Genomic DNA, 13130 nt, shown 5'->3' on the forward strand with positions numbered 1-13130 from the left:
TCTCCCGAGGGCGACCGGCCTCAGTTGCCCCAGGGCGGCTGGCACGACGGGCACCAGTACGTCGCCCGCTCCCGCCCCTCGGGGCCCAGCATTGCCTGCTCCACCCGACTTCCGCACCTCAGGCACGCTCGGCCCGCGCGGCCGTAGACCCAGGTCCGACGCCCCCTGGCCAGCGAACCGGTGGTGGTCTGCACGTCGCGCTCGACGTTGGCTCGCAGCACCTTGCGGGCCAGCTCCACCACATCGGCCAGCCGGGGAACGCTCGCGGTCGGCGTGCGGGGATCCACGCCGGAGAGGAAGAGCACCTCCGACAGATACATGTTGCCGATGCCGGCGAGGTTGCGCTGGTCGAGGAGGGCCTGGCCGACGGGTCGGTCTGGGACCGCGGCCAGCCGGCCCAGTGCGATGTCGAGGTCCCAGTCGTTGCCGAGCAGGTCGGGGCCGAGATGACCCACGACCGTCTCCTCGTCGTTGCGAGCCAGCAGCTCGACCACGCCCAGGGCGAACCCGACAGCCTGCCACTCGGTAGTGCTCAGCACGACGCGCGCCTCGTGGGCCGGTCGTCTCCAGCGACCGCCCGGGCGCAGCAGGTGCCACGATCCCTCCATCTTCAAGTGGGTGTGCAAGGTCCACTGCGCACCGATCCGGAGCAGCAGGTGCTTGCCTCGCGCCAGGGACTCCACCACCACCTCACCGGTCAGGTCCGTGGTGGCCAGGGCCGGCACCCGGAAGTCGGTCCCGGTCAGTGCCCGGCCCCGCAGCGCCGCACCCAGCCGGCGTGCGGTGCGATGCACGGTGTCGCCCTCAGGCACGGATCCGCAGTCCCTTCGAGGTCGCCACGAATCCCGCGGCCGTCAGCGCCTCACGCAGCGGGTCATCACTACGGCCAAGCAGCTGCGATCCGTCAGCCTTCTCGACGGTGAGCTTGCCGAGCGCACCGCGTCGTACGGCGTCTGCCAGCGAGCGGCACGCAAGGGTCAGGATCTCGACGGAGTCGTCGTAGGTGAGCAGGGTACGACCACCGCGTTCGACATAGAGCACCAGTCGACCGTCGACGAGCACCACCAGTGCGCCCGCCTTTCGTCCCGGTCGGTGGCCCCTTTCCGCAGCCGGCCAGGGAGCGCCGCGCCGTAGGGACTGGCAGGGTCGGTGGCAGCAAGTGTCAGCGTCGTCGGCGAGTCGCCAGCCTCCAGGTGGCTGCGCAACCGGTCGACCGCGCCACTGGTGCCGAACTGCGCGGCGCCGAGACCCGCGACGAAGTAGCCTCGCCGGCAGCGGCCGGACTCCTCCCAGGCCGAGAGCACCTTGTAGATCGCGGCAAAGCCACCCGGAAGACGCTCGCTGGCCACGGCACCTCGGGTGACGACCCCATGTCGCTCCAGCAATGCCTCGGCACGGGCGTGGGTACGGCGGGTGGGGTCGGTCTCCCGCTCAGGGAGCAACCCCCAGCGACCGGCGGTTCCCGGCGGGCCAACGCGTGGTGGCACCGCCAGGCGGCCACCGATCCGTGCCCGCGGCGGTCGGCGCCGGGACCGATGGCTGGGAGCACCGCTGCTGGTCAGGGCGCGCAACGGAGCGAGCGTGTCGTTGCCGACGTGACCACTCCACACCAACTGCCACAGGGCGTCGGCGAGAGCGGCGTCGGTGCACGGCTCACCCAGCGCGGTGACCTGGTCGAAGAGTTGCCGGAAGAAGAACCCGCCGCCGCCCGACAACACCGTCAGCAGCCGGTGCCCGAGCTCGGGCAGCTCCTCGTCGTCGGGCTCGGGGAGGGTGAGATGGGCCTGGTCGGCGAGGTGCAACGAGACCCAACCGTCGCTGCCGGGCAACTCCCCGTGACCTGCCCAGATCACCTCACCGGACGCGGTGAGCTCGTCGAGCATCGCCGGCTCGTAGTCGCGCACACGCGCAGCGAGCATCAAGGGTTCCAGCGCCGACGCCGGCACCGGGCAGCCGGCCAGCTGCTCCACCGCGGCGAGCACGCCGTCAACGCCGCGCAGACCGCCTCGAGCGGTGCGCCCGGTGCCGACCAGCTGCTGCCAGGTGGGCAGGAACCTTGCCAGCACGTCGTGGTCAACGGGCTCGATCTCGTGACGCAGCTTGGCCAGCGATCGGCGTCGCAGCCGGCGGAGTACGTCGGCGTCACACCACTCCTCGCCCGTGCCCGCCGGGCGGAACTCTCCTCGAGTACCCGACCACGGGCGGCCAGCAGGCTGAGCGCGTGCCGGACGACCGCCGTACCGAGGCCGAAGCGGGTGGCCACCTCGTCGACCCGGAAGGGGCCGTGCGTGCGGGCATGGCGGCTGACCAGGTCGCCGAGCGGATCAGCGACCGGATCGAGGAAGGCCTGGGGCACTCCGGGTGGGACGGGCACGCCGAGCGCGTCACGAAGTCGACCGATGTCTTCGACGGCAGCGACGTGGACGACGCCGCCGACGAGCACGTCGACGGCCCGGCGGGAGACGCGCAACTCGGCGAGCCACGCCGTGGGGTCGTCGGTGCTGCGGGCCGCGATCTCTGCTTCGGTGAGAGGACCGAGCAGGCGGAGGAGGTCGGCCACGCCCTCGGCGGAGCGGGCCCGTCGATCGGGAGCGAGACGCTGCAGCTCGGACTCCACCTCGGTCAGGACGTCGGGGTCGAGCAGCTCGCGAAGCTCAGCGCGCCCCAGGAGCTCGGCCAGCAGACCTTGGTCGAGGCTGAGCGCGGCCGCCCGGCGTTCCGCGATGGGGGAGTCACCCTCGTAGACGAACTGGGCGACGTAGCCGAAGAGGAGGTTGCGGGCGAAGGGTGAGGGCATCTCGGGTGACACCTCGACGATGCGCACCTCACGACGGTCGAGGCGACGCAGCAGCTCAAGGAGCCCCGGCAGGTCGTAGACATCCTGCAGGACCTCCCGGACCGCCTCGAGCACGATCGGGAAGGACGGATAGCGGACGGCCACCTCGAGGAGCTGAGCCGAACGCTGGCGTTGTTGCCACAGCGGAGAGCGACGACCGGGGTCGCGGCGGGGCAGCAGCAGCGCCCGGGCGGCACACTCGCGGAACCGACTGGCGAAGAGCGCGGAGCCGCCGACCTCGGTGGTGACGATGTTCTCGATCTCGTCGACCTCGAAGAGCACCACCTCCGCGCCGGGCGGCTCCGCATCGGAGTCGGGGACTCGGAGCACGATGCCGTCGTCGGAGGCCACTGCCGACGCCTCGACGCCGTAGCGCTCACGCAGCCGGGCGTTGATCGCCAGGGCCCAGGGAGCGTGGACCGGCGTCCCGAAGGGGAGTGCACGACGATGCGCCAGTCGCCGAGCTCGTCGTGGAACCGCTCGACCACGATGGTGCGGTCGGTGGGCAGGGCCCCACCAGCGTCGCGCTGCTCGGCAAGGTGGTCGAGCAGGTTGCCCGCTGCCCAGTCATCGAGCCCTGCTCCGAGCAGCCGCTCGGTGGCCCCTTCCCGGGTCTGTGCGTCGAGATCACGCATCAGCGCCCCGATCGCGGCCCCGAGCTCCGCTGGGCGCCCGAGGGTGTCGCCCTTCCAGAAGGGCAGCCGGCCGGGCACGCCAGGGGCGGGCGTCACCATCACCTTGTCGTGGGTGATGTCCTCGATGCGCCAGCTGGTGGCACCCAGCGCGAAGACGTCGCCGACCCGCGACTCGTAGACCATCTCCTCGTCGAGCTCGCCGACCCGACGGCCGCCTCCCTCGCCGACGAGGAAGACCCCGAAGAGCCCGCGGTCGGGAATGGTGCCGCCGCTGGTGACGGCCAGCCGCTGTGCGCCGGGCCGCCCGGTGATCTCGCCGGCGACGCGGTCCCACACGATGCGTGGGCGCAGCTCGGCGAACTCGTCGCTGGGATAACGGCCGCTCAACAGGTCGAGAGTGGCCTCGAAGGCAGAGCGCGGCAGCGTCGCGAAGGAGGCGGTGCGGCGTACGAGTGCGAAGAGCTCGTCGACGTGCCAGGTGTCGACCGCGGTGGCCGCGACGACCTGCTGGGCCAGCACGTCGAGTGGGTTGGTGGGGATGCGCATCGACTCGATGGAGCCGGTGCGCATGCGCTCGACCGCCACTGCCGTGGGAGCCAGGTCGCTGCGGTGCTTGGGAAAGAGCACACCTCGTGACACCTCGCCGACCTGGTGACCGGCGCGGCCGACGCGTTGCAGCGCGCTCGCCACGCTGGGTGGCGACTCGATCTGCACCACGAGGTCGACGGCACCCATGTCGATGCCGAGCTCGAGGCTGCTGGTGGCGACCACGCAGGGCAACCGTCCCGACTTGAGCTCGTCCTCGATGAGCGCGCGCTGCTCCTTGCTCACCGAGCCGTGATGGGCGCGGGCAATCACAGGGAGCCGCCATCGGCGGGAGCGTGACCGGCGCCGGACTGAGCCATCACCTGGGCGGGCACACCGTCGGGCAACGTCACGCCGGCCCGTTCGGCCGCGATCTCGTTGAGACGGGCAGTGAGGCGTTCGGCCAGCCTGCGCGAGTTGGCGAAGACGATCGTCGAGCGATGCTGCTGCACGAGGTCGGCCACCCGCTCCTCGACGTGTGGCCAGATGGAGGCGCGATTGGCGCCGGCGGTGGGCCCCTCCGGGATCTCGTCGACCAGGTCGCCGAGTGCTGTCATGTCTTCGACGGGTACGACGACCCGCAGGTCCCAACGCTTCTCCGCCGGGGGCGCGACGAGGGTGACTGGCTGGTCGCCGCCGAGGAAGCGGGCAACCTCGTCGAGTGGTCGGACCGTGGCCGAGAGTCCGATGCGTTGTGCCGGCCGAGGCAGGAGGGCGTCGAGACGGGCCAGGGAGAGTGCGAGGTGGGCGCCACGCTTGGTGCCGGCAACGGCGTGGACCTCGTCGAGGATCACCGTCTCCACCCCTCGCAGGCTCTCGCGAGCCTGCGAGGTGAGCATCAGGAAGAGTGACTCGGGCGTGGTGATCAAGATGTCGGGCGGTTGGGTGCCGAGCTTGCGGCGTTCGGCCGGCGAGGTGTCTCCGGAGCGGACTCCCACCCGGAGGTCGTGGTGGTCCTCACCGAGGCGGCGCGCAGCATGCATGATGCCGGCCAGCGGCGCCCGCAGGTTGCGCTCGACGTCGACGGCCAGGGCCTTGAGCGGGGAGACGTAGAGGACCCGACAGCGTTGGCTCCTCTCGTCGGGCGGCGCGGTGGTGGTGAGCCGGTCGATCGACCAGAGGAAGGCAGAGAGCGTCTTGCCGGATCCGGTGGGGGCCACCACGAGGGCGTGCTGGCCGGCCGCGATCGCCGACCAGGCGCCGGTCTGGGCGGCGGTGGGTGCCGCGAAGGACGCGCCGAACCACGCGCGTGTCGCGGGGCTGAACTGGCTCAACGGATCACTCACGTGCCCATCCTTGCCGATGGCCCCGACAACCGACGTGGATCAGTCGTCGGAATCCAGCACCACCGGCCCGAGGCGGTCGCAGGCCGCGCAGAGTGCGGCGCACCATCCGGCGAGTGGAGGTGAGGTCGACCGACGGCAGCGCCGGTGTCGTGGAGCGAGGCAGCTGGGACGTGCGCGACTGCGTTCGGGAGCAGCCGTGGTTGCCCAACGGACCGATACCGTTGCAGGTGAACTGGACCGCCGACGGATTCCGCCGGCAGGCCACCTTGACCACCGGAAGGGACGCGGTCTCATGACGAGCGCAGTCGTGGTGGGGAGCGGTCCCAACGGGCTGTCCGCCGCCATCAGGCTGGCCTCTGCCGGCGTGGAGGTGCTCGTGCTCGAGGCGCAGTCCGAGCTCGGCGGTGGGACCAGGACCAGCGAGCTGACGCTTCCGGGCGTACTGCATGACGACTGTGCAGCATTCCATCCGACCGGCGTCGCTTCGCCCTACTTCCGCTCGCTCGGCCTGGAGCGCCACGGTCTGCGGTGGTCGTGGCCCGAGATCGACCTCGCACACCCGCTCGATGACGGGCGTGCCGGCCTCGCCGCCCGGGATGCTTCCTTCACCGACTCCTCGCTGGGCGTTGACGCTCGGCGCTGGCACCGAATGTTCGATGCCCCGGTGCGCAACTTCGACGACCTGGCTCGGGAGGTCTTCCAACCGGTCGTGCACGTGCCGCGCCATCCGGTCACCCTGGGCCGGTTCGGGCTGAGCGCCGCACAACCGGCGACCTGGTTGGCGCGACGCTTCTCCGACGAGCCGGCGCGCGCGCTGCTCACGGGAGTTGCGGCGCACGCCTTCAGCCGGCTCGACACCCCGTTCAGCGGATCGGTGGGCATGTTGCTCACGGCGGCAGCGCATGCCGTCGGTTGGCCGGTGGCCGAGGGTGGCTCGGCCGCGATCACACGCGCCCTTCTCGCCGAACTGGCCTCGCACGGCGGCACCGTGCGCACGGGCACTCGAGTGACCACGCTGGCAGATGTCGCCGAGCAGGCCGACGGCATGCCCGACATCTTGATGCTCGACACCTCGCCGTCCGGCGCAGTGGAGATCCTGGGTGGGCGTCTGCGGGCCGGTGTACGCCGGGGACTCACCCGGTACCGCTTCGGTCCGGCGGCCTTCAAGGTCGACATCGCCCTCGACGGCGACATCCCCTGGCGCAATCCGGACTGCGGTCGCGCCGGCACCGTTCACCTCGGTGGGGGCGCCGATGAGATGGTCGCGACCGAAGCGCGAGTGGTGCGCGGTGAGCTGCCGGAGCGTCCCTTCGTGCTGCTCGGACAGCAGTACCTCGCCGACCCCTCTCGGTCTGCCGGCGGGATCAACCCGATCTATGCCTACGCACACGTGCCTCACGCCTACTCCGGCGATGCGACGGAGGCAGTCCTGGCGCAGATCGAGCGCTTCGCCCCGGGCTTCAGGGACCAGGTGGTGGCGATCTCGGCGCGCAATGCGGTCGGCCTCGCCGACCACAATGAGAACTACGTCGGAGGAGACATTGCGACCGGCGCCAACCATGCTCGTCAGATCCTCTTCCGGCCGCGCATCGCCGGCAATCCCTATGCCCTGGGCGCCCTGCGGGGCTCGTCCCGGGACGACGCCGTTCGCGCCTACCTCTGCTCTGCTGCGACACCGCCCGGTGCCGGTGTGCACGGGATGGGCGGCTTCCACGCGGCCGAGGCCGCCCTTCGGCACGCCGGCGGCTAGCACTCCCGGGCCTCGGCGGCGCGGTGGGTGGCAGAGCGAGGTTCGCTGCTCGGAGGGCAGCCATTACGGTGGCGCCATGACCGCACCCACCAGCACCGTGATCCGCAGGGCGCGGTTGGTCGACCTCGACGGCTCCGCGGAGATCGATCCGGTCGACGTACGCCTCGAGTCCGGTCGCGTGGTCGCCCTGGCCCGGGACCTTGCGACAGCCGGCGCCGACGTGGTGGAGGCCGACGGGCGGTGGCTGATGCCGGGCCTGTGGGACTCCCACGTGCACCTCGGCCAGTGGGCTGCGGTGCTGCGTCGACTCGACGCCACGTCGGTCGGCTCCCCGGAGGAGTTGTTGGCGCTGGTCGGGGCAAGGCTGCGGGGAGCACCCGAGAGCCCGGTGGTGAGCTGGGGGCACGCGGCGGGCGCATGGCGAGCCGTCACGACTCGGGAGTTGGACGCGGTCACGGGCCGTACGCCGACCGTCCTGGTCTCCGGCGACGTGCACCAGGCGTGGGTCAACAGTGCCGCCCAGCGACTGCTCGACCTGGAGTGGCGCGACGAGCCGGTGCGGGAGACGGAGTGGTTCGAGGCCTATCCCTTGTTGGAGCGGATCACCGGAGCGGTGTCCGACCACGACTACCGGGTGGTGCAGCTCGAGGCGGCGCGGCTGGGAGTCGTGGGGCTGGTCGACTTCGAGTTCGCCACGAGTCCGCATGACTGGGCGGTCCGCCACGCCGGCGGAGGCGGGTTGCTGCGGGTGCGTTGTGCCACCTATGCGATCGGCCTCGACGACGTGCTCGCCACCGGGCTGCGATCCGGTGACGCCGTGCCCGGCACGCGGGGCCTGGTGACGATGGGCCCGTTGAAGATCATCGGCGACGGTTCACTCAACACCCACACGGCCTGGTGCTGCGAGCCCTACGCGGAGTCCGAGCCCTATGCGGACGATGCCCGACAGCCTCACCACGGCGCCGCCAACCTGGAGGCAGGGGAGTTGCGCGACCTGTTGCGCCGCGCCACCGACGCGGGCCTCGAGGTCGCCGTGCACGCAATCGGCGACCGGGCGGCTGCGGTGAGCCTGGAGGCCTTCGAGGTGACTCGGGCCCGTGGCTCCCTCGAGCATGCCCAGCTGATCCGCGCCGAGGACGTGCAGCGCATGGCGCGCCTCGGCATCCGCGCATCGGTGCAACCCGCACACCTGCTCGATGACCGGGACCTCTCCGAGTCCGTCTGGCCGGGTCGGGGCGGCGACTGCTTCCCGTTCCGACGCATGCTGTCGGCCGGTGTCGACCTGCGGTTCGGTTCCGACGCCCCGGTCGCCCCACTCGACCCGTGGACGGCCATGGCTGCCGCAGTTCACCGCAGTGCCGACGTACGCCCGCCGTGGGGAGGCGAGCAGGCGCTGACCGTCCGTGAGGCGCTGGCAGCATCGACCGACGGATGGAGCACGGTCGAGATCGGCCACCCTGCCGACCTCGTGCTGTTGGACGACGATCCGCTTGCCGTGCCGGGGGAACCGGAGGACACGGCCGCCGCGGCCGCCCACCTGAGGTCGATGCGGGCCGTGGGCACGTGGGTGGCGGGGACACGCGTCGTCTGAACGATCGGGCTACGAGGGTGCTGTCACACCTGTTGTTCCGGGTGTGACGTGGGTAACGTCGGGCCATGGAGTCCTACGCGGCAGGTGAGACGTCTCCAGCACTGCTGGAGGAGACCATCGGGGCGAACCTCGAGCGGACGGTGGCAGCACACCCCGACGGGGAGGCGCTGGTCGAGGTGGCCAGCGGCAGGCGCTGGACGTGGCGCGAGTTCGACGACGACGTCAACGCCCTGGCACGGGGCCTCATGTGCGCCGGTGTGGCTGTCGGTGACCGGGTGGGCATCTGGGCGCCCAACTGCGCCCGGTGGACGTTGACGCAGTATGCCGCGGCAAAGATCGGCGCGGTCCTGGTCAACGTCAATCCGGCCTACCGCACCCACGAGTTCGCGTACGCCGCCAACCAGTCGGGGGTGAGCCTGCTGGTGAGCGCGACCCGCTTCAAGGACTCCGACTACGCCGCCATGATCGCGGAGACCGCAGGGGAGTGCCCGACGATCGAGCGGGTGGTGTTCCTCGACGAGGAGGCGTCTTGGCAGGCGTTGGTGGCCGAGGGTGAGGCCGTGCCCGAGGCAGAGCTGCGGGTGCGTTCGGCCGGTTTGCTGCCCGAGGACCCGATCAACATCCAGTACACCTCCGGCACGACGGGGCGCCCCAAGGGCGCGACGCTGAGCCACCGCAACATCCTCAACAACGGGTTCTTCACCACCGAGCTGATCAACTTCTCCGAGGTCGACCGACTCTGCGTGCCGGTGCCCTTCTACCACTGCTTCGGCATGGTGATGGCCAACCTCGGTTGCACCTCGCACGGCGCCACGATGGTCGTCCCGGCGCCTGCCTTCGACCCCGAGGTCACCCTGCGCACGATCGCTGCGGAGCGGTGCACGGCGGTCTACGGCGTGCCGACGATGTTCATCGCGATGCAGAACCACCCGACGTTCGCCGAGCACGACCTGAGCAGCCTGCGCACGGGAATCATGGCCGGTTCCGTCTGCCCGGTGGAGGTGATGAAGCGGTGCATCGAGGAGATGCACATGGCGGAGGTGTCGATCGCCTACGGGATGACGGAGACGTCGCCGGTGTCGTGCCAGACGCGTGATGACGACGACCTCGAGCGTCGTACGGCGAGCATCGGCAGGGCGCATCCGCACGTCGAGGTGAAGGTGGTCGACCCGGTCACGGGCGCCACCGTGCCGCGGGGGAGCCCGGGGAGTACTGCACCAAGGGCTACTCGGTGATGCTCGGCTACTGGAGGGACGAGGAGAGGACCGCTGAGGCAATCGACGCGGAAGGCTGGATGCACACCGGTGACCTCGCACAGATGCGTGACGACGGCTACTGCACCATCGTCGGTCGGATCAAGGACATGGTGATCCGCGGTGGCGAGAACATCTATCCGCGGGAGATCGAGGAGTTCCTCTACACGCATCCCGACGTCGAGGACGTGCAGGTGGTCGGCGTCCCGGACGAGCGCTACGGCGAAGAGTTGTGCGCCTGGGTGAAGCTGCGTTCGGGCGCGGAGCCGTTGGACGCGGACGCGGTGCGGGCCTTCGCGACGGGTCGGCTCGCCCACTTCAAGATCCCGCGTTACGTGATGGTCGTCGAGGAGTTCCCGATGACGGTCACGGGCAAGATCCGCAAGGTCCAGATGCGTGAGGAGTCGGCCAAGGCGCTGGGGCTGGCCTGATGCGCCCTCGGTGTCGGTTGGTTGAATGGCACCATGACACCGGACACCAAGGACTGGACGTGGGTGATCGAGGGCTCCTGCCCCGACTGCGGATTCGACGGTCCCGCGGTGTCGGTGCCCGAGATCCCCGAACTCCTCCGGACCACCGCCGACCGCTGGTCGACAGCGCTGGCGCGCGACGACGTACGGGTGCGGCCGGAGGCGGAGGTCTGGTCGCCGCTGGAGTACGCCGCCCACGTACGTGACGTGCACGGGATCTTCGCCGAGCGGGTGCGGTCGATGCTTGCCGAGGAAGCGCCGACGTTCGCCAACTGGGACCAGGACGCGACTGCGATCGAGGCCGACTACGCCCACGCCGATCCCGTGGAGGTGGAGCTCGCTCTCATCGAGGGCTCCGGCGACTGCGCGGGCCTCTACGCGTCGGTGACGCCCGACCAGCTGCCGCGGACGGGCCTGCGCAGCAACGGCAGCGTGTTCACGGTCGAGACGATCGCGCGCTACCACCTGCACGACGTGGTGCACCACCTGTGGGACGTGCGCGGGTGAGGCACACGGAGTTCTGGGACCGGATGGACCAGGTGCTCGGCGACGACTACGCGCGCGCCTGGGCCGACAGCCAGTCGATCACCGAGCTGGGCTCGTGCACGGTGCGCGAGGCGCTCGACGCGGGGAGAGCCCCAAGGCGGTGTGGGCCGCCGTACGCCGCCACCTGGGACTGTCCGACACGTGGCGGTGAGCTCGGTCGAGTCGTGCACCGACACGCCGTGACGAAGTGTTGCGTCGAACAGGTGTTCGCCTAGGCTGTTGTCCACAGGCATGACGGGTGGTGGACGTTCTCCACAGCTCTCGGCCTCCTGATCAGGGAGTGTCGGTGGGTTCGCCTAACGTCGCAGATGTGCCTGGACCACGACGAGAGAAGAAGAGGAACGACACCATGGCTGGTGGAAACCGCGACAAGGCGCTCGACGCAGCGCTCGCCAACATCGAGAAGCAGTTCGGCAAGGGTTCGATCATGCGCCTGGGCGACGAGACCCGGGCTCCCCTCGAGGTGATCCCGACGGGATCCATCGCTCTCGACGTCGCGTTGGGCCTCGGTGGCCTTCCCCGCGGTCGCGTCGTGGAGATCTACGGTCCGGAGTCCTCTGGTAAGACCACCGTCGCCCTGCATGCCGTTGCCAGCGCGCAGAAGGCCGGCGGCATCGTCGCCTTCATCGATGCCGAGCACGCGCTCGATCCCGAATACGCCAAGAACCTCGGCGTCGACACCGACGCCCTGCTGGTCTCCCAGCCCGACTCCGGTGAGCAGGCCCTCGAGATCGCCGACATGCTGGTGCGCTCGGGCGCTCTCGACCTGCTCGTCATCGACTCCGTCGCGGCCCTCGTGCCGCGTGCCGAGATCGAGGGTGAGATGGGTGACTCCCACGTCGGTCTGCAGGCCCGACTCATGAGCCAGGCGCTTCGCAAGATGACCGGTGCCCTCAACAATTCCGGCACCACCGCGATCTTCATCAACCAGCTGCGCGAGAAGATCGGTGTCATGTTCGGCTCGCCCGAGACCACCACCGGTGGTCGGGCGCTGAAGTTCTACTCCTCGGTGCGTCTCGACGTGCGCCGCATCGAGACCCTGAAGGACGGCACCGACATGGTCGGCAACCGGACCCGGGTCAAGGTCGTCAAGAACAAGGTCGCGCCGCCGTTCAAGCAGGCAGAGTTCGACATCATGTATGGCAAGGGCATCAGCCGCGAGGGCGGTCTGATCGACGTGGGCGTAGAGGCGGGTCTCGTCCGCAAGGCCGGCGCCTGGTACACCTACGAGGGCGACCAGCTCGGGCAGGGCAAGGAGAACGCGCGCAACTTCCTGCGTGACAACCCCGACCTGGCCAACGAACTGGAGAAGCGGATCCTCGAGAAGCTCGGGGTCACCCCGACTGTCGATGCGCCTGCCGATCTCGCTGAGCCGGTCAACGTCGACTTCTGATCATGACCGGATCCCGGCGCGGGAGTCGGTCCGACTCAGATCAAGGAGTCGGACCGGCACCTGAGTGGGCAGGCGTCAGTGGTGTGCCCTCGGTGCCCGACTGGGCCGGCGACGTCTCCTTGGGAGTGGCCGCGTGGGCAGGCACTGATCGCTCGGACGACCCGGCTGAAGCGCGCCCGCGTGCCCGCCACGCCGATGGTTTCGGGCAGGCACGGCGGGGCAAGGGGGCGCGCGGCCGTCGACGCACAGAGGGTTCCGCTCCGCCGCCGCGTGACAAGGCGATGGATCCGGACGCCGATCCGGAGTCGGTGGCTCGCAAGATCCTGCTCGACCAGCTCACTGGCCGCGCGCGTACCCGCAAGGAGCTCGCCGACAAGCTGGCTGCCAAGGAAGTCCCCGGAGACGTGGCCACCGCGCTGCTCGATCGGTTCGAGGAGGTCGGGCTGATCGATGACGCGGCGTTCGCGCGGCTGTGGATCTCCTCGCGCCAGCCGGGCAAGGGACTTGCGCGTCGGGCGCTGGCGCAGGAACTGCGTCGCAAGGGGATCGACGATGAGGTCGCCCGTGAGGCGCTCGATGAGATCGACTCCGCCGACGAAGACGCTGCAGCGCGTGGATTGGTGCGCAAGAAGCTCCGCTCGCTGCGCAACGTGCCGCCCGAGGTGGCGACCCGCCGCCTGGTGGGCATGCTCGCTCGCAAGGGATATGGTCCCGGCGTGGCCTATCGGATCGTGAAGGAGGAACTGCAGGCAGATCCCGACGAGGCGTCGGACAACCTGTGGTGA

Annotated in this window: 10 protein-coding genes and 1 pseudogene; 9 read left to right on the plus strand and 2 right to left on the minus strand. The window is 70.2% G+C overall.

Annotation, left to right across the window (positions count from 1 at the left end):
• Positions 1 to 20: 20 nt before the first annotated feature.
• Positions 21 to 812, minus strand: coding sequence for an Fpg/Nei family DNA glycosylase (locus L1066_RS03865; RefSeq protein WP_235735062.1), 792 nt, complete (start codon positions 810 to 812; stop codon positions 21 to 23).
• Positions 805 to 5342 (minus strand): annotated as a pseudogene (locus tag L1066_RS29090) (ATP-dependent helicase). The gene L1066_RS03865 and the pseudogene L1066_RS29090 overlap by 8 nt, the downstream one beginning before the upstream one ends.
• A 119-nt stretch (positions 5343 to 5461) precedes the next feature.
• Between L1066_RS29090 and L1066_RS03875 the strand changes: the two are divergent.
• The 9 genes from L1066_RS03875 (at position 5462) to L1066_RS03910 (ending at position 13130) form a co-directional block, all read left to right on the plus strand.
• A complete protein-coding gene (locus L1066_RS03875; RefSeq protein WP_312006978.1) occupies positions 5462 to 5638 on the plus strand; it encodes a DUF3556 domain-containing protein in 177 nt (58 codons plus the stop codon).
• Complete coding sequence (locus L1066_RS03880) at positions 5635 to 7092, plus strand: phytoene desaturase family protein (RefSeq protein WP_235735063.1); 1458 nt, start codon at positions 5635 to 5637, stop codon at positions 7090 to 7092. Before L1066_RS03875 ends, L1066_RS03880 begins: the two co-directional genes overlap by 4 nt.
• A 76-nt stretch (positions 7093 to 7168) precedes the next feature.
• A complete protein-coding gene (locus L1066_RS03885; RefSeq protein ID WP_235735064.1) occupies positions 7169 to 8683 on the plus strand; it encodes an amidohydrolase in 1515 nt (504 codons plus the stop codon).
• 65 nt (positions 8684 to 8748) lie between these two features.
• The gene (locus L1066_RS03890; RefSeq protein WP_376707635.1) at positions 8749 to 9918 is read left to right on the plus strand and encodes an AMP-binding protein; all 1170 of its coding nucleotides are present in this window, start codon (positions 8749 to 8751) and stop codon (positions 9916 to 9918) included.
• Positions 9918 to 10367, plus strand: a complete 450-nt coding sequence (locus tag L1066_RS26395; RefSeq protein ID WP_376707636.1) for an AMP-binding enzyme — start codon at positions 9918 to 9920, stop codon at positions 10365 to 10367. Before L1066_RS03890 ends, L1066_RS26395 begins: the two co-directional genes overlap by 1 nt.
• A gap of 33 nt (positions 10368 to 10400) precedes the next feature.
• Positions 10401 to 10913 carry a DinB family protein gene (locus L1066_RS03895; RefSeq protein WP_235735065.1) on the plus strand — a complete coding sequence of 171 codons (513 nt, stop codon included), beginning with the start codon at positions 10401 to 10403 and terminating at the stop codon, positions 10911 to 10913.
• Positions 10910 to 11167: a DUF3046 domain-containing protein gene (locus L1066_RS03900; RefSeq protein WP_235735066.1), complete on the plus strand. Its 258-nt coding sequence runs from the start codon at positions 10910 to 10912 to the stop codon at positions 11165 to 11167. The genes L1066_RS03895 and L1066_RS03900 overlap by 4 nt, the downstream gene beginning before the upstream one ends.
• Before the next feature lie 134 nt (positions 11168 to 11301).
• Entirely contained in the window at positions 11302 to 12345 is a 1044-nt protein-coding gene (recA, locus tag L1066_RS03905; RefSeq protein WP_235735067.1) for a recombinase RecA, read from the plus strand.
• Between the two features lie 92 nt (positions 12346 to 12437).
• Complete coding sequence (locus L1066_RS03910) at positions 12438 to 13130, plus strand: regulatory protein RecX (protein ID WP_235735068.1); 693 nt, start codon at positions 12438 to 12440, stop codon at positions 13128 to 13130.

Origin of the sequence: Nocardioides alcanivorans (assembly GCF_021555175.1) — a bacterium.
Lineage (GTDB): Bacteria > Actinomycetota > Actinomycetes > Propionibacteriales > Nocardioidaceae > Nocardioides > Nocardioides alcanivorans.